Below are 23,845 nucleotides of genomic sequence, written 5' to 3'. Positions count from 1 at the left end.
TTCTGTCTCAGCGACGGCGAAGCGCTGAGAACGTCGTCAGGCCTGGCGCCCGGCCGGGATCGAACATGGTCGTCCCTGTCCCTGACGAGCCGGAGTACGGCAAGCCCAGACTGGAGACTCGCCCAATGGGGCGGAGCGTGGGAGGCCGGCGGGAACCGGCTCCGGACTTCATTCCCTTTTCATTTTCATCCTGCTTTCCCATCGCGCCAAACCCGCCGGCCAGACCGTCCCCGGCCGTAACCTATGCCGCCGCCATCGCCTGCCGATACTGCCGCGGCGACAGTCCGGTCAGCGCCTTGAACTGGCGGCTGAACGCGCTGTGGTCGGTGTAGCCGCACTGCAGTGCGATTTCGGTGATGGACTGGTCGGTCTGCAGCAGGCGATGCGCGTGTTCGAGCCGCACCTTGTGGATCATCTGGCGCGGCGTGAGATAGAAGATCCGCTTGCAATAGCGTTCCAACTGCGCCGCGGATAGCTGCGCGATCTCGGTCAGGTCGACGAGGCTGATGTTCTCGTTGTAGTGCTCGCGGATGTAGTTGTCGACGGCCGCGAGGCGCTCGTAGACGGGCGGGTTGTCGCGCGTGGCCAGCAGGTCCACCGAGATGCCGGCCATGCCGACGATCCGCCCGTCCTGGTCGCGCAGCGGCAGCTTGCTCGTCAGGCACCAGCCCGGTTCGCGGCTGCCGTACAGGTGCAGCTCCAATTGATGGCGGATGTTCGCGCCCTGGCGCAGCACGAGCAGGTCCTGCTCGGTATAGAGCGAGCCCATCTGCGTGGGGAAGACTTCGGCCGAGGTCTTGTCGAGCAGCGGCTCGATGCTCTTAAAGCCGCAGCGCAGCGCGAGCGTGAGGTTGGCGGCCTGATAGCGGGCGTCGAGGTCCTTGATGAAGAACACCGCGTTGGGAATGGCGTCGAGCAGCGGCAGGATGGGCTTCAGGCTCGTGAGCAGGCTGTCGAAGGTGTCGATCGCCTGGCTGCCCAGGCCCTCGTAGAGCGCGGTGCCGAGCGCGACGTTGGCCATGAGCGGCGGCTTCGGTAATCGGTGCGGAAGATGCGAATCGAGCATGTCGGGCTCCTGCCGTCGACAAGGCGGGCGCACGCGTTGCCCGCGTGGCGGCACTGGGTTGCGACCCGTTGCGGCCGCTGAGCATGGGTCGCAATATACGAGTTCAAAAATACGATGTATTGAAAAACCAGGCGGCCGGCATGCGGATTTCGGCACAGTCCGCCGGTTCGGGCGATCGTCGCCGAGGGCGACGCGGGGCTCAGTCCGCGTCGGCCGGGGCGTCGGCGGCCGACATCAGCGTGCCGATGCGCGCGGGGTTCAGCGGCAGGCGCGGCGCCGGCGCGTCCCAGCCGAAATACAGCTTCGCGGCCTCGCCGCAAATGCGGCCCTGGCAGGCGCCCATGCCGCAGCGGGTGTGCAGTTTCGCGTCGCGCCACGACGGCTGCGAGCCGACCTCGCCGAGGCTCACGTCCTCGCAGCGGCACAGCAGCGTGTCGGGCGGCGGGACGGCACGGGCGGCCGGGCCGAGCGCGAACGCCCGCGCCGCGCGTTCGGCGAAACGTCGCCAGCGCGCGCGTTCGGCCCGCAGCCCGGCGTCGACGGTTGCGCCGGCCATGTCCGTCGCCGTCCGGCCCGCGATGTCGCCTTCGACGCGCGCCAGCTCGACGCCGCCGATGCCGGCGCACTCGCCGGCCGCCAGCACGCCGTCGACCGAGGTGCGCTGCGCATCGTCGACGGCGACGCCGCCGTCGCCGTCGATCCGGCAGCCGAGCATCCGGGCCAGCGCGACGTGGGGCACGAGGCCGTAGCCGCAGGCGACGCGGTCGCACTCGAGGACGACTTCGCGCGTGCCGCGCAGGATCGACACCTGCTCGACGCGTCCGTCGCCGCGCGCCGCGCGCACCGTGCTGCCGGGCCAATAGCGCAGGCCCGCGAAGCCGCGCGTCAGTTGCGCGGCCTGCCACAGCTTCGACGGCGCGGCGGCGAGCGAGATGCCGAAACGCGCAAGGGCCGCGGCGCTCGCCTGTTCGACGACCGCGAGCACGTGCGCGCCCGCCTCGCGCGCGGTGGCGAGCGCGGCCAGCAGCAGCGGGCCGCTGCCGGCGATGACGATGCGTTCGCCGCGCACCGGCAGGCCGCCCTTTATCAGCGCTTGCAGGCCGCCCGCGCCCGTCACGCCGGGCAGCGTCCAGCCGCCGAACGGCAGCAGGCGCTCGCGCGCGCCGGTCGCGAGAATCAGCCGGTCGAAGGTGACGGCGACGGCGCCGTCGTACGCGGGCGATTCCACGAGCAGGCCGCGCTCGGGGCCGAGCGGCCCGACGACCCGCGCGGATGCCCAGAACGCGACGCGAGGCTGCGCGCGCAACGCGTCGAGCAGGTCGCGCAACGGCGGCTGCGGCGCCCGGCCGGGGCCTTGCCGCCAGACCTGGCCGCCCGCGAGCGGATTGTCGTCGAGCACGGCGACGCGCGCGTTCCGGCCTGCCGCCGCCCGCGCGGCCGAGAGGCCGGCCGGCCCGGCGCCGACCACGACCACGTCGTAATGAACGCTCAGCTTCATCGCGGCCCGGTCGTCTCGATGATCTGGCCGTCGGCGCAGAGGGTCTGGCAGGCGAGCCGGTGCGCGAGGCCGTCGATCGTGGTTCGGCATTCCTGGCAGACGCCCATGCCGCAAAGCGGCGCGCGCGGAGTGCCGCCGACCGACGTGCGCGTGCTCGCGATGCCGGCGGCGGCCAGCGCGGCGGCTACGGTGCTGCCGGCCGCGACGTCGCGCGTCTCGCCGTCGATCGTGACCCGGACCGTCGCACCGCCCGCGTAATCGGCGGTTCTAGCCATGACCGGATTCCCTGGCGAAGCGGGCCGGCAGATACGGCCCGGGCGGGATCGGCGCGCGCGCGCCGACGATCTGCGCCGCGAGCAGCCTGGCCGTGGCGAGCGAGGTCGTGACGCCGAGCCCCTCGTGGCCCAGCGCGAGCCAGGTGTCCGGCATCGCGTCGCCCGCGGGGCCGATCAGCGGCAAGCCGTCCGGCGACGCGGCGCGCAGGCCGGTCCACGACCGGATGGCGTTCAGCGTCGGCAGCGCGGGCAGATAGCGCGCCGCGCGCCGCAGCATCTGCGCGAGCACGGGCAACTCGACGGCCGGATCGACGGTATCGAATTGCCGCGACGAGCCGATCAGCAGTTGCCCGGTCGGACGCGGCTGCGCGTTGAACGCCACCGAGGTGCCGCTCGCGTGATGCGCGCTCTTGATGTAGCCGAGTTCGAGAAGCTGGTGGCGGATCAGGCCGGGGTAGCGGTCGGTGATCAGCAGGTGGCCCTTCTTGGGCTGCAGCGGCACGTCGGGCAATAGCTGACGCGCGCCGAGGCCGTTCGCGACGACCACGTGCGCCGCGTGCACGCGCTCGCCGTTCGCGAGCACGACGTGCCGTTTGCCGATCGTGCGGGCCGGGGCGCCGAGCCGCAGGCGGATGCGCGCCGCTTCCGGCGAATGCGAGAGCAGCCATTCGCTGGCGGTCGGCGCGTAGACGATGCTGTCGTCGGGAATCAGCAGGCCGCCGGCCAGTCCGGGCGCGAGCGCCGGTTCGCACGCGCGCAGCGCCGGCGCGTCGAGCATCTGCGCGGCGACGCCCTGGACGGCGAACGCCTCGTGCATCGCGCGCGCCGCGTCGTATTCCTCTTCGTCGGCCGCGACCCACAGCGTGCCGCAGCGCACGAACGCGTCGCGCTCGCGCAACTGCGGCGCGAGTTCGAGCCAGAGGTCGCGCGAATAGCGGCTCAGGGCGAATTCCGCGGGCGAGTCGTTCATCACGACGAGGTGGCCCATGCCGGCGGCCGTTGCGCCGACGCCGACGCCGGCCGCCTCGATCACGTCCACCTGCATGCCCCGCGCGGCCAGCTCCGCCGCGCAGGCGGAGCCGACGATGCCGGCGCCGACCACGACCGCGTCGGCGGTCATGCCGTCCTGATGCCCCTGGCGAACGGGTCGCGCTCGTCGAAGCAGAGCCGGCTCTCGGCCATGACGTACGCGTGGCCCGTGATGGTCGGCACGACGGGCGCGCTGCCGGCCTCGACGTCGACATCGATGTTCGCGTCGCCGGTGTCGTAACTCGCGTCGAACACGCTGCCGATGATGCTTTCCTGCCGCCAGACCGCGCCCGGCGCGAGCTTGCCGTCGGCGGCGAGGCAGGCCACTTTCGCGCTGGTGCCGGTGCCGCACGGCGAGCGGTCGTAGGCGTTGCCGGGGCACAGCACGAAGCTGCGGCTGTCGAGGCCCTGGTGCGGGCTGGCCGCGAAAAGTTCGATGTGATCGATCAGCGCGCCGTTCGCGCCGGTGATGCGCTGCGCGATCAGGGCATCCCGCACTTCGGCGCTGAACGCCGTCAGCGCGGGAATGCGCGACGGTTCGAGCGTCTGCCCGTGCTCGGCGACGAGGAAGAACCAGTTGCCGCCCCACGCGATGTCGCCCGTCAGCGCGCCGTACCCGGGCACGTCGACGCTCACGCTCCGACGGTAGCGATAGGCCGGCACGTTGCGCACGGTGACGCTGCCGTCTTCGTTGAGCGTCGCCTCCACGACGCCCACCGGCGTTTCGATGCGGTGATGGCCCGGGCCGATGCGTCCCATGTGCGCGAGCGACACGATGAGACCGATCGTGCCGTGCCCGCACATGCCGAGATAGCCGACGTTGTTGAAGAAAATGACGCCGGCCGCGCATCGCGGATCGTCGGGCTCGCACAGCAGCGCGCCGACGATCACCTCCGAGCCGCGCGGCTCGGTCACGAGGGCTTCGCGCCAGTCGTCGAAGCGCGAGCGGAACACCTCGAACCGCTCGGCCAGCGTGCCGCCGCCGAGATCGGGGCCTCCTGACACGACGAGCCGCGTGGGCTCGCCGCCCGTGTGTGAATCGATCACGTTCATAGTTTTCATGCCCGTCATGATAGGAGCGCGGGCGCCGGAATTCTTGTCGGCGGTGCGCGCCGATCATGACGATTCCGGCACAGCGTCCGATTGTGCCGATTTCGTCCCGGCCGCAGGAAGAAAACTTCAAGCCCGCTTCGGCATAAAGGACGAAGCTATAGGCCATCTTCCACTGCCCGTCGGCTTGCCGACTTCAATCAGGGACACCACCATGAGCCAACAAGCGATTAGCTGGAGCGGGGTCTTCCCGGCCGTCAGCACCCAGTTCAAGCCCGACTTCTCTCTCGACGTGGAGGCGACCCACCGGGTGGTCAAGAATCTCGTGAACGACGGCGTGTCGGGCCTCGTGGTGTGCGGCACGGTCGGCGAGAACACGGCGCTCAGCACGACGGAAAAGCGCGCCGTCATCGAGGCGGCGAAGGACGCCGCCGGCGGCCGCGTGCCGGTGATCGCGGGAATCGCCGAGTTCACGACCGAGTTCGCCTGCAATACGGTGCGCGAGGCGAAGCGGGCGGGCGTGGACGGCGTGATGGTGATGCCGGCGCTCGTCTATTCGGCGAAACCGCACGAGACCGCCGCGCACTTTCGCGCGGTGGCGAGCAGCACCGATCTGCCGGTGATGGTCTACAACAATCCGCCCGTCTACAAGAACGACGTGACGCCCGACATCCTCGTCACGCTGCAGGACTGCGAGAACATCGTCTGTTTCAAGGACTCGTCGGGCGACACGCGCCGCTTCATCGACCTGCGCAACGCGGTCGGCGATCGCTTCGTGCTGTTCGCGGGCCTCGACGACGTGGTGCTCGAGAGTATCGCGGTGGGCGCGCAGGGCTGGGTGTCGGGCATGTCCAACGCGTTTCCGCGCGAGGGCGAGACGCTGTTCCGCCTCGCCGTCCAGAAGCGTTTCGACGAGGCGCTGGCGCTCTATCAGTGGTTCATGCCGTTGCTGCATCTGGACGCGCGGCCGGACCTCGTCCAGTGCATCAAGCTGTGCGAGGCGCTGCTCGGGCGGGGCAGCGCGGTGACGCGTCCGCCTCGCCTCGCGCTGCGGGGCGAGGAACTGGCCGAAGTCGAGGCGATCGTCGCGAAGGCGCTGGCCGGGCGCCCGAGTCTGCCGGACGTGGGGCTCTGAGCGCCGCGCCCCGGATGCCGGGTATCGAACGGCAGCGACTGCGCCAACCAACGATTGACCGGGCCTTCATGCCGGACGGCGTGAAGGCCCTTTTACCCTTTCCGGCCGCCGCAATGGCAGGCCGCGCCGGCTATTAGTCTCGCGTCCGGCGAAGGCGCGCCGTCCTCGCGGCGCGTGACGGCGCGAACATTCTCCGCTACTTCTCTCGTCTCCCCGTCAGGATGCCGAACGGGCCGGCGTCGGCCCGGCATTTTCAGGCGGTTTCGCCACATCGCGAAAAATCGTTACGGATTGCAGACGGCCAGGGGCGTCGCGACACCTCCCGTCGGGCGGTGACGGGCCATGGCGAGCCGGGCGCGTTCCGTCCTGTGCCGAAATACTCATTAATCATGCGCAAGCGGGTCAAGACGCCTCCAATATTGGCTTCATAAAGTTAGCCCCAGCAACGTAACGACGAACGGACGGAGGCGACGTCACCCATGCGTCGCGGCGGTACCGGCCGGTGTCGCGATCGGCGTTGCACCGCGCGAAAACCGTGCCGTCGATTGTTCCAATAGAGAAGGAATCCTATGGAATGGATTGACGGAGGCGGACCGGAAAGATGATCGTCGCGTGTCCCGGCATCTGAACGACGGACGGTCTCCGGCATGGCGGCCGACCGTCTACTCGAAAATTACCAGGAAAAATAGATGAAGAAGACAGCTTGGATTGTCCCGTCGGTGGCCTGCCTGTCGCTTGCCTGGGCGTTGCCGGCACGCGCGCAGAGCAGCGTGACGCTGTACGGCGTCATCGACGCGGGGTTCAATTACACGACCAACACGCAGACGGGCCGTAACGGCCACGGGCTGACCGGCGCATCGCAGTTCGCGATGGAAGACGGCGCCACGGGGGCCATCAGCGGCTCGCGCTGGGGCCTGAGGTTGAACGAGGATCTCGGCAACGGAATGGCGGCGATCGCCACTCTCGAGAACGGTTTCAGCTACCAGACCGGGCAACTGGGCCAGGGCGGCGACGAGTTCGGCCGGCAGGCGTTTCTCGGCATGAAAACCCGCGAGGGCACGATCACGCTCGGGCGTCAGTACGACTCGGTCGTCGACTACGTCCAGCCGTTCCTGTCGGCCGCGCAATGGGGCGGCTACATTGCCGATCACCCGGGCGACCTCGACAACCTCGACAATACGCACCGCGCGAATAACTCGATCAAGTACGCGAGCCCGGACATCGACGGCCTGAAATTCGGCGGTCTCTACAGCCTGGGCGGCGTCGCGGGCGCGACCGGCCGCAACCAGATCTTCTCGCTCGGCGCGAGCTATTACCGCGGGCCGCTGTCGCTCGCCGTCGCCTACCTGAACGCGCGCAATCCGAACTACTCGTTCTTCGGCTCGAATCCGGGCACGGGCACGTTGCCGACGAGCAACAACATGGGTTCGCTCGGCTCGGCGACCTCGTCGGAGTCGAACCCGGTGTTCGGCGGCTATGCGTCGGCGAGCACGTACCAGGTGGTGGCCGCCGGCGCCGCCTACCAGATCGGTGCCTCGACGGTCGGATTCAACTACACCAACACGCAGTTTCGCGGGCTCGGCAGCAACGACGGGGCGAACCCGTTCGGCTATGCGGGAATCGGCAACCTGAACGACGTCGAAGTGAACTACAAATACCAGTTCACGCCGACGCTGATGGCCGGCGTCGAATACAACTACCTGCGCTCGGTGGGCGCGTCCGGACGCGTCGACGCGGACTACAACCTGTTCGCGATCGGCACCGACTACATGCTCTCGAAACGTACCGACGTGTACCTCGTCGGCGTGTACGAGCATGCGAGCGGAACCGACTCGTTCGGCCAGCCGGCCGTCGCCGCCATCACCGGTCAGAATCCGTCGGCAAGCGACCAGCAGTACGGCGTTCGCCTCAGCTTCCGCCATCGCTTTTGAGCGGTTTTTGAGCCGGGTTTAAACCGCGGGCAGGCGGAAAAAACTATGCCGAAATTGTCATCCGCGGACGCGGAAGCGATCTAGATTGCAGGTTTCTGTACGCGGAGCATCGTCATGTTCGTAGCGAAGCTACTCGCGGAGCGGGATGTATGAAGTGCATGTATCGGGTTGTTTCTTCCGCCGGCGCTCGGGCCGCCTGCAGGCAGCGCGGGCGTATCGGGGGCGCTGTCCGGTGACGGCCGCGCTTGCCGATCGGCGCGTCGGCGCGAAACGCCGCGCGGTCCTGCCGGCGCGGCGTCTCGCGACGTTCGCCTGGCGGGTCCTGCTGACGCTCGTCTACGCGTTCATCCTGTGCCCGCTCGTGTTCGTGGTCTGGCTGAGCTTTTTCAGGGACGCCATCATCAGCTTCCCGCCGCACGGCTACACGCTGTCGTGGTATCTGAACGCGTGGAGCAACCCCGCGTTCGCCGACGGTTTCGTGTTGAGCGTGAAGCTCGCCGCGGTGTCCTCGGCGGCGAGCGTCGCGCTCGGCGTGCTGGCCGCGCTCGGCTTGCGGCGCTTTCCGTTTCGCGGCAGCCGGGCCGCGGGCGTGCTGCTGCTCGCGCCGCTCGTGGTGCCGGGCATCGTGTCGGGCGTGGCGCTCTACCTGTTCTATCTGCGCCTGTCCGACGCGCTCGGTTTCGACATCGCGGGCACGACGGCCGGTCTCGTCGGCGCGCACGTCTGCCTGACCGTGCCGTGGACCGTGCGGCTCGTCTCGGCCAGCCTCGAGGGGCTCGACGCCACGATCGAGGAAGCGGCCCGCAATCTCGGTGCGAGCGCGGTGCGCGCGTTCTGGCGCGTGACGCTGCCGATGCTGCGGCCGGCGATCGTCGCCTCCGCGCTCTTCAGTTTCATCATTTCGTTCGAGAACCTCGACGTGTCGCTGCTGCTGGTCGGTCCCGGCAATACCACGCTGCCGATCGCGATCATGCAGTACCTCGAGTTCAATCTCGACCCGACGATTGCGGCCGTCGCCTCGATGCAGATTCTGCTGCTCGGCATCGTGATGCTGGTGACCGACCGCTTCGTCAAGATTAGCAAGGTCGTATGAAATGGCGCATGTCTCGATCGACAACCTGAAGAAGACGTACGGCGCATCGACGGCCGTCTCCGACGTCTCGCTGAACGTCGCCGACGGCGAACTGATCGCGTTTCTCGGCCCGAGCGGTTGCGGCAAGACCACGACGCTGCGGATGATCGCGGGATTCGTCGAGCCGAGCGGCGGCACGATTCGCATCGACAACGTCGACGTGACGCGTCTGCCGCCCCATCGCCGTCATACGGGCATGGTGTTTCAGCGCTACGCGCTCTTTCCGCACCTGAGCGTCGCGCGCAACGTCTCGTTCGGGCTCGAGATGCACAAGGTGCCGGCCGCGGAACGGGAGCGGCGCATTCGCCAGGCGCTCGAGATGGTCCGCATGTGGGAGCTGCGCGAGCGCTATCCGCGCCAGCTTTCCGGCGGCCAGCAGCAGCGCGTCGCGATCGCGCGCGCGCTCGCGATCGAGCCGAAGGTGTTCCTGCTCGACGAGCCGCTGTCGAACCTCGACGCGCGTCTGCGCGTCGAGGTGCGGGCCGAGATCCGCGCGCTGCAGCAGCGCCTCGGCCTGACGACGATCCTCGTCACGCACGACCAGGACGAGGCGCTGACGATGGCCGACCGGATCGCCGTCATGTACGACGGCCGCATCCAGCAGATCGGCACGGCGGACGAGCTGTACGAGCGGCCCGCCAATCACTTCGTCGCGCATTTTCTCGGCGAGATGAACTTCTTCGCCGGGCGCACCGATGCGAACGGGCGCTTCGTCAGCGAGCGCGGCGCCCCGATCGCGGCGGCGGGCCTGCGCGCGGGCATGAACATGGTCGGCGTGAGGCCCGAGCGCGTCGCGCTCAACGTGGTACCCGCCGGCGACGAGAACAATCTGCCCGTCGTCGTGCAGGCGATGGTCTATCGCGGCGCCTGGATCGAGGTGCGGCTCGCCACCGAGCAGGGCGAAGCGCTCGTCTGCCACCTGCAGAACGACCGCCTCTGCACGCCGCAGCGGCTGGCCTCGGGCGCTCGCGCATTCGCGAGCTTTCGCGCGGACGACTGCGTCTGTTTCGCCAACTGAATGAACCGATGAACGATTTTCCGAAGGAGCCGCGATGAATCGCCCGAAGACGTCCGGCGGCGCGGGCGCGGCCCGCGCGGCGGTCGGCCCGGCGCTCGCGCTGCCGGCGTCGCTCGTTGTGCTGTTCGCGACGGTCATTCCCGCGCTGCTGCTGTTTCGCTACAGCTTCAATCATTACGACCCCGCGCTGCTGATGCGCACGGCGTTCACGTTCGAGAACTACGTGAAATTCGTCAAGGACCCGTACTTCTTCGCGGTGCTGTGGTCGACGGTCTGGATGTCGTTCGTGTGCACGCTGTTTTCGCTCGTGCTGGGTTTTCCGCTTGCCTGGGCGCTCGCGCGCACGCAGAGCCGCTTCAAGAGCCTGCTCGTGACGGGACTCGTGTTCCCGATGCTCGTGGGCGGTGTGGTGCAGATGGTCGGCTGGATGGTGATTCTCGGCAACGCGGGCGTGGTCAACAGCGTGCTCGTCGCGCTGCATCTGGCCGATCGCCCGCTGCGCCTGCTCTACACCCCGCTCGCGGTCATGCTGGGCCTGACCGCGTACGTGCTGCCCTACATGGTGCTGACGCTGCAGGGCGTGCTCGAGGGGATCGACTTTTCGATCGAGGAGGCGGCGCGCAACCTCGGCGCCGGGCCGCTGCGCACCTTCGTGCGGATCGTCGTGCCCGTCGCGGCGCCCGGCGTGGCCGCGGGCGCGATGCTGGTGTTCATTCTCTGCATGAACGGTTACGTGACGCCGGTATTGCTCGGCGGCACGGGCATCACGATGATGGCGCCGACCGTCTACGACCAGATCTCGCACGTGTCGAACTGGCCGTTCGGCGCCGCGCTCGCGCTCGTGCTGATGGTCACGACGCTCGCGCTCGCGCTCGGTTCGAACTTCCTCATCCATCGCAACTACGCGAAGACGATGGCGTCCTGATCCGATTTGCGGCGAGCCGCTCGCGCGCGGCCGCCGGGAATGGCCTGCGATTCCGCCCCGCGAGGGGCGACGCGGCCATGTTTCGACAATCGATACCACTTTCGGGAAACCGCTCATGACATACCGAATCAGCCGTCGCAAGTTCCTCGCCAGCGCGTCCGGACTCGCGCTTTTGCCGACCCTCGGCGGGTGGCCGGCCGCCGCCCGCGCGGCCGGCACGCCGCTCTCCGGCGTGGTGGGCTCCTGGGGCGGCGATTATCTGAAGCTGCTGCAGCAGAACGTCGACGCGCCGCTGCTGCGCCCGCAGGGGTGCACGGTCAATTACTCGGTGGCCGACCAGTTCGCGCGCAAGACGCAGATGGTGGCCGAGCGCATGCGCCACCGGGGCTCGATGGACGTGTCGCTGCTCGGCGACATCGACATGTACGACGCGGAAATGGCCGGCACGCTCGTTGACGTCGACCCGCACGCGGTGCCGAACTACGCGAACGTCATCGATACGCTGCGCCATCCGTATGCGGTGCCGCACATCTTCAGCGCGCAGGTGATCGTCTACAACCCGGCGCTCGTCAAGACCCGGCCGGACTCGTATCAGGCCGCGCTCGACCCCCGCAACAAGGGCCTCGTCGGCTTCTCCGACATCCTTTCGCGCAACAACATGATGGCCGGCGCGCTGGCCGGCGGCGGCAAGCCTGAGGACCTCGCGGCGGCGAAGAAATTCTATCTTCAACTCAAGCCGTTGCGCCCGCGCATCTATCCGTCGAACGAGACGGTGGCCGCCGCGCTGCACAGCGGCGAGATCGGCATGACGTTCATGTGGAAGGCGCGCGCGCTGCAGTGGCGCAACGCAGGGCTGCCGGTCGAGTTTGCGTTTCCGCGCGAGGGCGCGGTGCCGTACATCTCGGAGGCGGCGCAACTGAAGAACGCCCGCTCGCCCGCGTTCGCCGCGGCCTACATGAACGCGCTGCTCGCGCCGTCGGCGCAGGTCGCATTCGCGAAGACGATGGGCTATGCCCCGACGGTCACCAACGCCGGCCTGCCGCCCGACCTGCAGCAGCAGGTCGGCTTCACCGACGCCGAGATGAAGCTGCTCGTCAAGCTCGACTACGCGGCGCTCTCGAAGCAGCAGGCCGCCGCCGATGCGTTCTGGAACGAGGATTTCAAGGCGGGCCTGTAACGCGCGGCGCCGGTACCTGCGCTTCGCCACTCATTTACGAATCCACGATAGCGGGGAAACACGATGGAAAACATTCTGTTCAAAAACGGCGCGTTGCTCGATCCGCGGCGCAACGAGCTGCAGCCGGGCTACGACGTCCTCGTCGAGGGCGGCACGATCCGCGAGGTGTCGGACCGGCCCATTACGGCGGCGCACGCGCAGGTGATCGACCTGAAGGGCAGGACGATCATGCCGGGCCTCGTCGACCTGCACGCGCACATGATCGCGACGCAGTTCGATCTGCCGGCCCAGGCGCGCATGCCGAACGTGCTCGTCACGCTGAAGTCGCTGCCGATCATGCGCGACATCCTGCGCCGCGGCTTCACGACGGTTCGCGACGCCGGCGGCGCGGGGCTGCCGCTCAAGCAGGCGGTCGAAACCGGGCTCGCGCAGGGGCCGAGGCTATTCGTGGCCGGACGCGCGCTCAGCCAGACCGGCGGCCACGGCGACGTGCGCGGTCGCTCCGACTACATGCCCGGCGACGCGCCCTGCAACTGCTGCGTGCGGGTCGGCGCGCTCGCCCGCGTGGTCGACGGCGTCGACGCGCTGCGCCAGGCCGTGCGCGAGGAACTGCAGATGGGCGCCGACCACATCAAGATCATGGCGTCGGGCGGCGTGGCGTCGCCGACCGATCCGGTCGGCGCGTTCGGCTACTCGGAGGACGAGATTCGCGCGGTCGTCGCGGAGGCCGAGGGCCGCGATACCTACGTGATGGCGCACGCGTACACGGCGAAGGCGATGCAGCGCGCGGTGCGTTGCGGCGTGCGCACGATCGAGCACGGCAATCTCGTCGACGAGGAGGCCGCCCGCGTAATTGCCGAGCACGGCGCGTACGTGGTGCCGACGCTCGTCGCCTACGAGGCGCTGCATCTGATCGGCGACGAGAACGGACTGCCGCCCGAGAGCGCGGCGAAGATCGACCTGGTGCGCGAAGGGGGGCTGCGCTCGCTCGAAATCCTCAAGCGCGCCGGCGTGAAGATGGGCTTCGGCTCGGACCTGCTCGGGCCGGGACAGCGGATGCAGAGCGACGAGTTCACGATTCGCGCGCAGGTGCTGAGTCCCGCCGAGATTCTGCGCAGCGCGACGCTGATCGGCGCCGAGGTGCTGGGGCTCGAAGGGAAGATCGGCCGTCTCGCGCCGGGCGCGTTTGCCGACGTGCTCGTCGTCGACGGCGATCCGTTTGCCGACATCGGCTGCCTCGCCGGGCAGGGCGAGCATATCCAACTGGTGATGAAGGGCGGCAAGATCGAGTTCGACGAACTGACGATGCACTGACGAAGGGGGCGCCGCGCGCCCGTTTTCGCGGCGCGCGGCCGTCGGCGGACGATGCGGCGCCGGGAACGCCGGGGGGCGATTCCGGCGCCGCAGGATCGTCGATCGGCGTGGATAAAAAAAACGGCCTGCCACCGGGCTCGCATGGCAGGCCTGCGCTCTACGCTACGACGGGGCTGCGTGGGCAGGTTATTGCGCCACTTGCATCCGTCGGGGCGCGTCCGCGCCGGTCGGCAGATGGATTCCGCGCTGGGCGTATTTTTCGAGGGTCTCTTTCGTCACCTTGTCCACCAGACCCAGTTGCTGGAGCCTGAACGAAGAGGGGATGCCGTGCATTGCCATTTGCAGCACCTCCTGCTCCGTGGCGCCGACCACCTCGGGTTCCTTCTCGACCCGTCCCGACATGGCGTCGTTGTCCGAATAGACTGCCGCGTTCCCCCCTTCCCGCAGGAAAGGAAGGACCGGGTGGTTGTCGCCTGAAATGCCGCTGATGATCTGAATGTTGCTGGTGGGGCACATTTCGAAGTGAATCTGATCGAAAGGAATGCCCGCCTTCTCGACCTCCGTTTTTACGGCCTTCAGATCTGCCAATACGCCGTGTCCGATGCGAACCGGCGTATGAGGCTTCCAGCCCAATGTAATCGCCTTCACGACTTCCGCCGTTGCTTCTTCTCGCGTACCGACCTCGCCAGCATGGATGGACAGCCCCAGAATCTTGTCGTGCTGGCCGAATCGATGCATTTTCTCGTTGTGGTCGTGGATGATGTCGATGGCTTTCCCGAAGTATTCCACCGAATGTCCTTCTTCAAGGCCGCATAGGCCCACCCCCGACACCTTGCACGGATTTCCCGGGATATTGACCTGCCGGATGGCTTCCCTGAATTGCACCTCGACCAGCCGTAACGCGCTCGCGCGAGATTTTTGCAGCTTTTCTTCCTTTGAGACGCCCTCGTCCTTCTTGAATAATTCCCGTGGATCGAATCGATTCCCGTCGAATATCAAACCGAAGACGGTCGGCTTGAATCCGTCTTTTTGGGCAGCGGCGTTTCCGCTGTCCAGGCCGTCGGCAATTGACCTGACATATTCTTCGGAATAGTCCGAATAATTTTCGGGCTTGACTTTGTCGATCGAGAAAAGATCCCGGAGACCGTTCACCCGGTATTCGGCCGCGACGTTGCCGTTCTGGGCGCAACTGTAGGCCAACTCGTGCGCCATCATCCTGGCGAACACGGGTTGGGGAATAGGCACTTTCCGACTGACAGTCGTGTATTGCTTCAGATACGGCGCCAGACCTTTAGTCTCCGGCGAGGTGTAGAAATTGGCCTCGTCCTCCTTCTTCACCTCGGCGTCGAAATCGAATTTTTCCGGAAGGTCCAGCTTCAAATCGACGATCAGCTTCGAGACGATCGAGCCGCCGAAATGTGCATGCAGATTCAGCATGGGAAGAGGCTGGCGGCTCAGGTCGGCGTGGATGCCACGTCCCTGAGCGGCCTCCTGGCGCTGCCGGGCCAGGATCGTGGTCACGCGCTCGACGACGTCTTCGGTGGGAGCGGTGGCCAGGGTTTCACGCGCAACTCTGGTTGCCCGCAGGGAGGCCAATCTTTCCGGCCGACCGAAATCGGCGTTTTTCCTTACCGCCTCCGATTCGGAACCTTTTGCGGCAAAGCCCGGGCGGGATGTTGCGACGCCGATGGCCGTGGGTCTGGGTTGGGTCCGCGTCGATAGTTCGGCCAGCTTGCCCGGCAAAGCAGGGCTCGCTTGCGGTTCGCACGGAGTGCCGGGCTCTTCACAGGAGTCGGATGCCACGTGCGTAGACGGGAGCGAAAGATTATCGGTTACAGAGCTGACCATCACAACACCTCCTTGGACATAACGCAACCATACCAACTCGAATCGGGCGTTCACGGTCGACAGGCGAAGTCCTCTCTGCAAAACCGAAGTGCTTCAGGGTTATAAACCAGGGTGCCGGACGGTGCCGTGCCCGGCGTCGTGACAGGTGATCGAATCATTCCGGATCGGCTTCGTTGGTCGGCCCCGGGCCCCGTCCCGGCCGAAGGCCCGGTCGATGCAGTCGTGCAACGCTTCCCCGTATAGCGGGGAGAGCGCCGGGAGTTCGACTGTTCCCTGCTCGAAGAAGACCAGCGAGATTCCGTTGGTTGGATGGGGATTCGTTCGCTAATTTGTTATCCCGGCCGGGGAAGCCATGCAGTTCGCTGTCTTTCAGTCATGGGCGGGCGGCCCGGTTAGATATCCTGATCCGCCGGCTCCCGCGCCAACTCCCCGAGCGTCACGGGCCTGACGGGCGCACGCACACGAAAGTAGCCGATCTCCGAAGGCGGCACGCCGCGCTCGCGGGCCATCAGTTCGGTCACCGTGAGGCCGCATTGACGGCCCTGGCACGGGCCCATGCCGCAGCGCCCGAAGCTCTTGAGCTGGCTCGGGCCGAGGCAGCCGAGCGCGACGTGCTCGCGCAGCGTGCCGGCGCGGATTTCCTCGCAGCGGCAGACGATCACTTCGTCGCGCGGAATGCGATGTTCGTCGAGCGGCCGGTAGGCCGTTTCGAGGAACGGGCGGATGCGCTGGAGCCGGGACAACCGGCGGTCGAGCGGGCGCACCCGTTGCGCGTGCTCGCCGGCGGACAGCCGGCCCGCGCGGGCGGCCAGCGTCAGCGCCAGGCGCTCGCCCTGCAGGGCCGCCGCCGCCGCGCCGGCGATGCCGGCGCCGTCGCCGGCCAGATGGATGCCGGGCAGGCCGGCCAGTTCGCCGTCGGCGTCGCGCCGCGGCGTCCAGCACAACTGACTGTCCGACCAGTCGTGCGCGGCCCGCAGCGCCCAGGTGAATTGCGTGTTCGGCACGACGCCCTGGTGCAGCAGCAGCACGTTGGCCGGCAGGCGCACGGTCGTGCCGCCGACGTCGAAGCGCAGCGCCTCGACGCGTTCCCGGCCCTCGGCGGCCAGCCCGCGCGCACCGCGATAGAACGGCACGCCCGCGCCGGCGATGGCGCGCAGCATGTCCCGGCCCTTGCGCAGCATGGGCCAGTTGGCCAGCGCGCCGCCGAGGTGCGGCAGCGCCGCCAGCAGGCTGCGCGGCGACGCGGTGTCCACGATGGCCGACGGCGGCATGCCGGCGCGCAGGTATTGCCACGCCAGCAGATACAGCAGCGGGCCGCCTCCGGCCAGCACGACCGGCCCGACGGGCATCGCGGCTGCGCTCTTGAGCAGGATCTGCGCGGCCCCGGCGCCCATGACGCCCGGCAGGGTCCAGCCTTCGACAGGAAACGGCCGCTCTATCGCGCCGGTCGCCAGCACCACGTGCCGGGCCTCGAGGCTGGCCGCCGCGCCGTCGCGCACGAAATGCACGCGGCGTTCGGGCGTGACGTGCCAGACCGCCGTGCCGGGGAAATAGTCCGCGCCGCAACGCGCGAAGTCGCGCACCATCGGGATGCCGGCGGCGTAGTCGTCGCCGAGGATGCGACGAAGCGTCGTGTCCGCCGTGCCCGCGCCGCGATAGATCTGGCCGCCCGGCGCGGGCTGGTCGTCGAAGACCGCCACGGCAAGCCCGTGCTGCGCGCAGCCGATGGCGGCCGCCATGCCGGCCGGACCCGCGCCGATTACGGCCACGTCGTAGAGGCCGTCTCGCTGCGCGGCTCGCATGCCTGGATCGTTATTCATCGTTCAGTTCCGCAGAACCCCGTTGAGAACGAATGTCCATGCCGTCGCGCACGATCCGCTGGCAGCCTTGCTGATTCGGCTCGCCGTCGATGTCGAGCAGGCAGTCGAAGCAGACGCCCATCATGCACCAGGGCGCGCGCGGGGCCTCGCCGACCGGCGTGGTCCGGAACGTCGTGACGCCGCCGGCGAGCAGCGCCGCCGCCACGGTGAGGCCGGCCGGCACGCGCAGCGGCCGGCCTTCGTAGCGCACGGTGACGTGCGCGGCGGCGGGGTCGGCCGGGAGCAACTGGAAGAAGCGGCTATTGGACATGGTCGGCCGGCAGCAGGGCGCGAAAGCGCACGGACGAGAAGGCGTCGACGGCCGCGGGCCGGGGCGCGCGGCCCGCGATCCAGTCGGCGACGGCGGTCGCATGCATCGCCGCCAGCGTGACGCCGCTGTGGCACGTGACGACGTAGGCGCCGGGGCAGTCGGCCGACTCCTGGTAGAGGGGAAAGCCATCGGGCGTCATGACGCGCAGCGCGCCCCAGGCGCGCACGAGCCGCGCGCGCGCGAGCCGCGGGAACGTCATCACGCCGCGCTGCGCCAGCCGGCGTATCGCTTCGTCGGTCGTCCGGTCGTCGTAGCCGACGTCCTCCTCGGTCGAGCCGAGCTGCACGGTACCTTCGCCGGTCTGCCGCGCCTTGTTGGTCGGGTGATGCAGAAAGGGCCGCAGGCGCTCGGTGACGAGAATCTGGCCGCGATTGGGCGTGACGGGGGCGTCGAGGCCCACCGACGGCGCCAGCGCGCGGTTGCCGAGCCCCGCCGCGAGCGCCACGCGCCGCGCGCGGATCGTGCGCGCGCCGGCCGTGGCCGTGAAGAGGCCGTCGCGATACGCGAGGCTGCGCACCGGCGCGCCGTTGAGCAGCTCGGCGCCGGCGTCCGTCATGCCCTGGTGCAGCGCGCGCAGCAGCAGCAGCGGATTGACCTGTCCGTCGAGCGGACAGTAGCTGCCGCCGACCGCGGCCGGGCCGAGGGCCGGCACGCGGGCGCGAGCCTCGTCGCCCGAGAGCATCGTGAACGGCACGCCGCCGTGCTCGTAAAGCGGCGCGAGCATGCGTTCGCGCTCCTCCATCTCGGCGTCGGAAAACCCGAACCAGTAGCCGCCGTTCTGCTTCAACTGCACGTCGATGCCCGTGCGCTGCACGAGCTCGGCCGCGAACGCCGGCCACAGCGCGGCCGAGGTCCGGGTCCAGGCGGCGTATTGCGGCATGCCGTGGCCCTTGCCCTGCACCCAGATCAGGCCGAAGTTGCCGCGCGAGGCGCGCAGGGCGACGTCGCCCTCGTCGAGCACCACCACGCGGCTGCCGCGCCGCGCCATGCCGTAGGCGAGCGAGGCGCCCACGAGCCCGGCGCCCACGACCATGCAGTCGGCGATGTCGGAACGATCGCTCATCGTGCGCGGTCTCCGCTGAACCGGTCCGAGCGGAACGGCGCGAGGTCGATCTCGGGCGTTTCGCCCAGCGCGAGCGACGCCACCACGCTACCCATGCGCGGCGCCGCCGTCAGGCCGAAATGCGAGTTGCCGAACGCGGCGATGAGGCCCGGGCGCCCGGCCATACGCTCCAGCACGGGCAGCCCGTCGGGCAGCGAGGGCCGGCAGCCCATCCACGCGGTATGCGCGTCCGCGCTCAGGCCGGGGAACATGTCGCGGCCCTGCGCCAGCAACAGTCGCGCGCGCCGCATGTCGGGCGGCGCGTCGAGCCCCGCGTATTCGGCCGTGCCGGCGAAGCGCAGGCCCATTTCCATCGGCGCCACGGCGAAGCCGACGTCCTTGTTGGTGGTCGGAATGCGCGGCAGGATGCCGGGCGCCTGCAGCGTGACGTGATAGCCGCGCTCGGCTTCGAGCGGCACGCGGATGCCGAGGCGCCGCAGCAGCCGCGCGGACCACGCGCCCGCGGCCAGCACGACGGCGTCCGCGCGCAGCACGCGGCCGTCGGCCAGAATCGCGCCGACCACGCGCGGGCCGTCCACCGCGAAGTCGCGCACCTGCTCGCGCATCAGCACGGCGCCGTGCTGCACGGCGAGTTGCGCGAGCACTTGCACGAGTCGCTGCGGGTTGACGCAACTGCCGTTGTCGGGCAGCCAGAGGCCGCTCTGGAAATGCGGCGCCAGCGTCGGCTCGATGTCGCGTATCGCGGCGCCGTCCACCGGCTCGACGCGCACGCCGGCCGCCTCGCGCATCGCGCGCTCGGCGTCCGAGCCGCGCGCCTTGCCGGGCACGCGCGACACGTACAACTGTCCCGACATGCGCACGAGCGACGACTGCCCGCTCTCGCGCAGCATGTCGGCATAGGCGTCGAGGGCGCCCGCGTGCAACTGGCGCATCGCTTCCGAAATGCCCATCGCGTGCTCGCGGCGGCTCGCGGCCAGCCAGCGCAGGCCCCAGGGCAGAAAGCGCGCGAAGTAGGCCGGGCGGATCGACAGCGGGCTTTGCGGGTCCAGCAGCCAGCGCGGCACCTTGCGCAGCGAGCCCGGCACCGAGTAGGGCACGACCGACCCCGGGCTGATGTTGCCCGCGTTGCCGAACGAGCAGCCTTCGCCGGGCCCGCGCTCGTCGACGACGGTGACGTCGCAGCCCCTGCGCTGCAGCGCCAGCGCGCAGGAGGCGCCGATAATCCCCGCGCCGATCACCAGGATGCGTTGTGTCATGACCGCCTTTTTATCGTTCGATGCGTGCCGTTCAGGACTTCGACGCGGGCGGCGTCGGCTTGCGCTGCGAGATCGGCGTGCCGCCGACGGCCCAGTCGCTCGGTTCGTAGTCGTCGAACACGACGAACACGCTCTCGGGCTTGGCGCCGCCGTGTTCGACGAGCGCGTCGGTGACGATCTTCGCGATGCTGGCCTTCTGTTCCGGCGAGCGACCCTTGAGCATTTCGATCTTGACGTAAGGCATGGCAACTCCGTTTCGTGGATGTCGTTGAATGAGGATGAGGCGTCGTGGTCAGCCGTAATACTTGCGGCGGTAGTGCGATTCCATCAGGTTCGCGGCCACGGTCAGCGGCACGATGATGACGAGGAACATCACGGCCACGGCGGTGAGCACCTCCATCGGTCGGAACGCCTGCACGCTGATCTGCTGGCCCTGGTAGAGGATGTCGGCCACGGCCACGTAGCCCACGAGCGAGGTGTTCTTGACCACGAGCACGCACTGGCTCACGAGCGGCGGGAAGATTTTCTGGAACGCGAGCGGGCCGACGATCCGACGCAGGATCTGCCAGCGGCTCATGCCGACCGAGTGGGCCGCTTCGAGGTAGCCCTTTTCGATCGACTGGATGCCCGCGCGGAATATCTCGGCGTAGAACACCGCGCTGTAGACGGCGAGCGCGAGCACCGCCGTGTGGAAGGCGCTGAACGAGAGGCCGGTCAGGATCGGCAGGCAGTAGTAGATCCACACGAGCAGCACGAGCGGCGGCACGGCGCGCACCAGCTCGATCACCGCGCCGACGGCGAGGGCGAGCCCGCGCAGGCGCGAGGCGCGCAGGAGCGCGAGCACGATGCCGCCGGCCACGCCGAGCAGGATCGTGAGCAGCGCGATCAGCAGCGTGATGCGCAGGCCTTTGAGCAGCACGTCGCGGTATTCCCAGATGACGCTGAAATCCCAGTGATAGGCAATCGTTCCCACGGCGTATCTCTTCCTTGTGCGGGCGGCCGCTCGGGCCGCCGGGCTTCGTCGGTGGCGGTGGATGGCGCTCAGCGGCCGTCGCGCTGGCCGAGGTAGCGGCTCACGAAGGCGCGCGTTCTCGGGTTGTCGGTCGCGCCGAAGATGTGCGAGGCGGGCCCGCTGTCGGCGATCACGCCGTGCTCGAGGAACACGATGTGGTCGCAGACCTCGTGCGCGAACCCCATCTCGTGGGTGACGACGATCATCGTCTGGCCTTCGCTCGCGAGATTGCGGATCACTTCGAGCACGTCGGCGACGAGTTCGGGGTCGAGGGCCGAGGTGGGCTCGTCGAGCAGCAGGATCTTCGGCTCCAGCGCCAGCGCCCGCGCGATGCCGACGCGCTGCTGCTGGCCGCCGGAGAGCCGGCTCGGATAGGCGTGCAGCCGCTCGCCGAGCCCGACCTTCTGCAGCAGGCGGATGCCGAGCTCGCGCGCGGCCTCCTTCGGCACGCCCTTGACCACGACCGGCCCTTCCATCACGTTTTCGAGCGCGGTCTTGTGCGGCCAGAGATTGAACTGCTGGAACACCATCGCCATCTGCCGGCGCTGGCGGCTCAGCTCGCCGTGCGTCAGCGCGCGCCGGCCCGAGGGCGTCGGGCGAAACCCGACGGGCTCGCCGTCGAGCACGATCTCGCCCGAGGTGGGCGTCTCCAGCATGTTGATACATCGCAGCAGCGTCGACTTGCCCGAGCCGCTCGCGCCGATGAACCCGACGATCTGCCGGCGCCGCACGTCGAGCGAGACGCCCTTGAGCACCTCCACGCCGCCGTACTGCTTGCGCAGCTCGCGGATGGCCAGCAGCGGCGGGTCGTCCGCGCGGTCGGCGTCGCTCACGGCTGGCTCCCCGGCAGGTACTTGTTCCAGATGGCCTTGAGCGAGCCGTCGGCCTGGTAGTACTGGATCGCGTAGTCGAGCCACTGGCGCAGGTCGGGGTTGCCGCGGCGCAGCGCGATGCTCACGGGCGAGGCGATCGCGTTCTTCGGGATGACCAGGTGTCCCTGGCCGCGCGACTGCATGTAGAGCGAGAGCGTCGGCTCGTTCGAGAGAATCGCGTCGACGCGCCCGCTTTCGAGCTCCATCAGCATCGCGTCGTTGGTCTGGACGAGCGTCCAGGTCGCGTGCGGCAGCACCTTTTGCGCGGCGCGCGTCGTGGCCGCGCCGTCGACGGCGGCGACCCGGAACGCGGGTCGGTCGAGCGTCGCCCACGACGCGTACTCGGGGCCCGGCGTCTTGAGCGTGAGCAGGCCGATCCGGCTGGCGGCGAGCGGGTCGGTGAAGTCCACGGCCAGCGCGCGCTGCGGCGTGACGTTGTAGCCGCCCACGAGATCGAATTTCCCGGACTGCAGGCCGGCCGCAGCGGTGCCCCAGTCGGTCGTGACGTATTCCACCTTCACGCCGATCGCGCCGAACATGAGCTCGAACAGCTCCGGCATGATGCCGATCCACTTGTCGGTTTTCAGATCGTGCCGGTAGTACGGAAAGGCTTCGATCGCGCCGATGCGCACGACTTTGGTCTGGAGGATGCGGGCCATGTCGCCCTGCTCCTGGGCCGGCGTCTGCGCGACGGCCTCGCCGGCCGGCGCGAGCAACGCCGCTGTGGCCAGCACGAGCGATGCGGCGGCGGCCAGCCAGCCCTTGAACCTGTTTCTTCTCGCCATGATGCGGTGCTCCGTGAGGGTTGAGGTGTGCACGTACCCGCTATCGGGATGTCGGGCCATTCTAGGAACGGAGCGCCGCGGATAGGAAATAGAAACAAAAGATAGTCCATACCGGAACGGCATAGCGCGAATGCGCGGGGGGTGTTAGGCGAACGGCGCGGCGCGCTACGCGTATTGCGCGCGGCACTGCTCCCAGAGCCGCTCCTTGTCGCTGCTGCCGCCGACGTAGCGCCGGCTGCGATAGATGCGCAGCTCCATCGGCAGCGACCAGTCTTCCGATCCGGCGCTGACGAGCCGGCCGTCGCGAAGCTCGTCGACCACCGCGCAGCCGGGCAGCCAGGTCACGCCGTAGCCCTTGACGGCCATGGCCTTGAGCGCGGCCGAGATCGTGTTGCGGTAGCGCGTCTCCAGGATGGGGCGCGGATCGCGGGACTTCAGGACCACCTCGACCATCTTCGCCGTGATGGTGTTCGGGCCGCATTCCAGATAGGGAATGGCCTCGTCGCCGGCTTCGTCGAGGTCGTACCGCGGACGGCCGCGCTCGTCGGGCGCGCAGACCGGAACGAGTTTTTCGGTGTCGATGCGCAGCGACGGGTACTGCTGCTCGTCGAGCGCGAGCGGCCACGCCGGATGCAGGTAGGAGAGGAAGAAGTCGATGGTGCCCGAGGTCAGCGCCTGCATGCAGCCGTGCGTGCTGGAGCAGACGACCTGGGTGCGCAGCTCGCCGATGTGCCGCTCCATCTCGCCGATCCAGTCGGGATAGAAGCTGAAGGCCAGCGTGTGCACCATCGCGAACGAGACGAACGGCTTGCGCCGCGTGAGGATGCGCCCCTGGTAGTAGTCGCGCTCCTCGTGCAGGTTACGCAGCACCTCCTCGGCCACGCGGCGGAAGCTGCGGCCCTCGTCGGTCAGCGAGGCCGGGTGGCTGCTGCGGTCGATCAGCGTAACGCCGAGCCAGCTCTCCAGTTGCCTGATGCGCCGGCTCAGCGCGGGCTGCGTCAGGTTGCGTATTTCGGCCGTGCGCGAAAAATTCAGCGACCGGCTCAGGGCCAGAAAGTCTTCCAGCCAGGCGATTTCCAATTGCGGCTCCCCATCGAGTCTGCCCGTACAGGCCGCGAGGCCAGGATTCGGTGCCGGGAAAGCTCGTCCGCGAGGGCTTCCCGCCGGTGCGCGACACCGGCGCGAGGCGCGCGGGCGCGGTCCGTATCATGGCAATCCAAAATAGAAATGTCGCCCTGGGGGGAATCGGGAGGGCGGCGCGGGCAAGGA

22 protein-coding genes are annotated in these 23,845 nt (G+C 68.7%); 7 read left to right on the top strand and 15 right to left on the bottom strand.

All coding sequences use genetic code 11. The features are described 5' to 3' along the window. Positions 1-241: 241 nt before the first annotated feature. The 5 genes from CY652_RS11695 to CY652_RS11675 form a co-directional block, all read right to left on the bottom strand. Entirely contained in the window at positions 242-1,066 is an 825-nt protein-coding gene (locus tag CY652_RS11695) for an AraC family transcriptional regulator (RefSeq protein WP_102130871.1), read from the bottom strand. A gap of 199 nt (positions 1,067-1,265) precedes the next feature. Continuing rightward, positions 1,266-2,558, bottom strand: coding sequence for an FAD-dependent oxidoreductase (locus CY652_RS11690; protein ID WP_102130901.1), 1,293 nt, complete (start codon positions 2,556-2,558; stop codon positions 1,266-1,268). 2 nt (positions 2,559-2,560) lie between these two features. After that, positions 2,561-2,839 carry a 2Fe-2S iron-sulfur cluster-binding protein gene (locus tag CY652_RS11685; protein ID WP_102130870.1) on the bottom strand — a complete coding sequence of 93 codons (279 nt, stop codon included), beginning with the start codon at positions 2,837-2,839 and terminating at the stop codon, positions 2,561-2,563. After that, positions 2,832-3,959, bottom strand: a complete 1,128-nt coding sequence (locus CY652_RS11680) for an NAD(P)/FAD-dependent oxidoreductase (protein WP_102130869.1) — start codon at positions 3,957-3,959, stop codon at positions 2,832-2,834. The genes CY652_RS11685 and CY652_RS11680 overlap by 8 nt, the downstream gene beginning before the upstream one ends. Then, entirely contained in the window at positions 3,956-4,939 is a 984-nt protein-coding gene (locus tag CY652_RS11675) for a 4-hydroxyproline epimerase (protein ID WP_102130868.1), read from the bottom strand. Before CY652_RS11675 ends, CY652_RS11680 begins: the two co-directional genes overlap by 4 nt. A 193-nt stretch (positions 4,940-5,132) precedes the next feature. Here CY652_RS11675 and CY652_RS11670 point away from each other — a divergent pair, with 193 nt between their 5' ends. The 7 genes from CY652_RS11670 (at position 5,133) to CY652_RS11640 (ending at position 13,550) form a co-directional block, all read left to right on the top strand. Beyond that, positions 5,133-6,053: a dihydrodipicolinate synthase family protein gene (locus CY652_RS11670; protein WP_102130867.1), complete on the top strand. Its 921-nt coding sequence runs from the start codon at positions 5,133-5,135 to the stop codon at positions 6,051-6,053. Positions 6,054-6,742: 689 nt separating this feature from the next. After that, positions 6,743-7,984: a porin gene (locus CY652_RS11665; RefSeq protein WP_102130866.1), complete on the top strand. Its 1,242-nt coding sequence runs from the start codon at positions 6,743-6,745 to the stop codon at positions 7,982-7,984. Between the two features lie 283 nt (positions 7,985-8,267). Then, a complete protein-coding gene (locus CY652_RS11660; RefSeq protein WP_258002287.1) occupies positions 8,268-9,077 on the top strand; it encodes an ABC transporter permease in 810 nt (269 codons plus the stop codon). A 1-nt stretch (position 9,078) separates the two neighbouring features. Next, positions 9,079-10,134, top strand: a complete 1,056-nt coding sequence (locus CY652_RS11655; RefSeq protein ID WP_102130864.1) for an ABC transporter ATP-binding protein — start codon at positions 9,079-9,081, stop codon at positions 10,132-10,134. Between the two features lie 34 nt (positions 10,135-10,168). Continuing rightward, positions 10,169-11,059, top strand: coding sequence for an ABC transporter permease (locus tag CY652_RS11650; RefSeq protein WP_102130863.1), 891 nt, complete (start codon positions 10,169-10,171; stop codon positions 11,057-11,059). A 115-nt stretch (positions 11,060-11,174) separates the two neighbouring features. Beyond that, on the top strand, positions 11,175-12,236 hold the full coding sequence (locus CY652_RS11645) for an extracellular solute-binding protein (protein ID WP_102130862.1): 1,062 nt from the start codon (positions 11,175-11,177) through the stop codon (positions 12,234-12,236). Positions 12,237-12,299: 63 nt separating this feature from the next. Beyond that, entirely contained in the window at positions 12,300-13,550 is a 1,251-nt protein-coding gene (locus CY652_RS11640; protein WP_102130861.1) for a metal-dependent hydrolase family protein, read from the top strand. A gap of 186 nt (positions 13,551-13,736) precedes the next feature. Here the strand turns inward: CY652_RS11640 and CY652_RS11635 are convergent, their stop codons facing one another. The 10 genes from CY652_RS11635 to CY652_RS11590 all read right to left on the bottom strand — a co-directional run bounded on the left by CY652_RS11635 (position 13,737) and on the right by CY652_RS11590 (position 23,656). Then, the gene (locus CY652_RS11635; protein ID WP_180970542.1) at positions 13,737-15,293 is read right to left on the bottom strand and encodes a hypothetical protein; all 1,557 of its coding nucleotides are present in this window, start codon (positions 15,291-15,293) and stop codon (positions 13,737-13,739) included. Between the two features lie 497 nt (positions 15,294-15,790). Beyond that, positions 15,791-17,218: an FAD/NAD(P)-dependent oxidoreductase gene (locus CY652_RS11630; RefSeq protein WP_258002282.1), complete on the bottom strand. Its 1,428-nt coding sequence runs from the start codon at positions 17,216-17,218 to the stop codon at positions 15,791-15,793. Next, positions 17,211-17,528, bottom strand: coding sequence for a (2Fe-2S)-binding protein (locus CY652_RS11625; RefSeq protein ID WP_102130858.1), 318 nt, complete (start codon positions 17,526-17,528; stop codon positions 17,211-17,213). Before CY652_RS11625 ends, CY652_RS11630 begins: the two co-directional genes overlap by 8 nt. Beyond that, positions 17,518-18,651, bottom strand: a complete 1,134-nt coding sequence (locus CY652_RS11620; protein ID WP_102130857.1) for an NAD(P)/FAD-dependent oxidoreductase — start codon at positions 18,649-18,651, stop codon at positions 17,518-17,520. Before CY652_RS11620 ends, CY652_RS11625 begins: the two co-directional genes overlap by 11 nt. Beyond that, a complete protein-coding gene (locus tag CY652_RS11615) occupies positions 18,648-19,907 on the bottom strand; it encodes an NAD(P)/FAD-dependent oxidoreductase (protein ID WP_102130856.1) in 1,260 nt (419 codons plus the stop codon). Before CY652_RS11615 ends, CY652_RS11620 begins: the two co-directional genes overlap by 4 nt. A 31-nt stretch (positions 19,908-19,938) precedes the next feature. After that, the gene (locus CY652_RS11610) at positions 19,939-20,151 is read right to left on the bottom strand and encodes a 2-hydroxymuconate tautomerase (RefSeq protein ID WP_102130855.1); all 213 of its coding nucleotides are present in this window, start codon (positions 20,149-20,151) and stop codon (positions 19,939-19,941) included. A gap of 48 nt (positions 20,152-20,199) precedes the next feature. Then, positions 20,200-20,880: an amino acid ABC transporter permease gene (locus tag CY652_RS11605; RefSeq protein WP_219723727.1), complete on the bottom strand. Its 681-nt coding sequence runs from the start codon at positions 20,878-20,880 to the stop codon at positions 20,200-20,202. Between the two features lie 68 nt (positions 20,881-20,948). Next, positions 20,949-21,752 (bottom strand): amino acid ABC transporter ATP-binding protein, encoded by an 804-nt coding sequence (locus tag CY652_RS11600; RefSeq protein WP_308410381.1) that lies wholly within the window; start codon positions 21,750-21,752, stop codon positions 20,949-20,951. Continuing rightward, positions 21,749-22,576 (bottom strand): substrate-binding periplasmic protein, encoded by an 828-nt coding sequence (locus CY652_RS11595; RefSeq protein WP_180970541.1) that lies wholly within the window; start codon positions 22,574-22,576, stop codon positions 21,749-21,751. Before CY652_RS11595 ends, CY652_RS11600 begins: the two co-directional genes overlap by 4 nt. Positions 22,577-22,741: 165 nt before the next feature. Then, complete coding sequence (locus CY652_RS11590) at positions 22,742-23,656, bottom strand: LysR substrate-binding domain-containing protein (protein ID WP_102130853.1); 915 nt, start codon at positions 23,654-23,656, stop codon at positions 22,742-22,744. Positions 23,657-23,845: the final 189 nt, after the last annotated feature.

Source organism: Burkholderia sp. WAC0059 (assembly GCF_002870125.1).
GTDB lineage: Bacteria > Pseudomonadota > Gammaproteobacteria > Burkholderiales > Burkholderiaceae > Paraburkholderia.
This window is presented reverse-complemented; position numbering and strand designations above follow the sequence as displayed.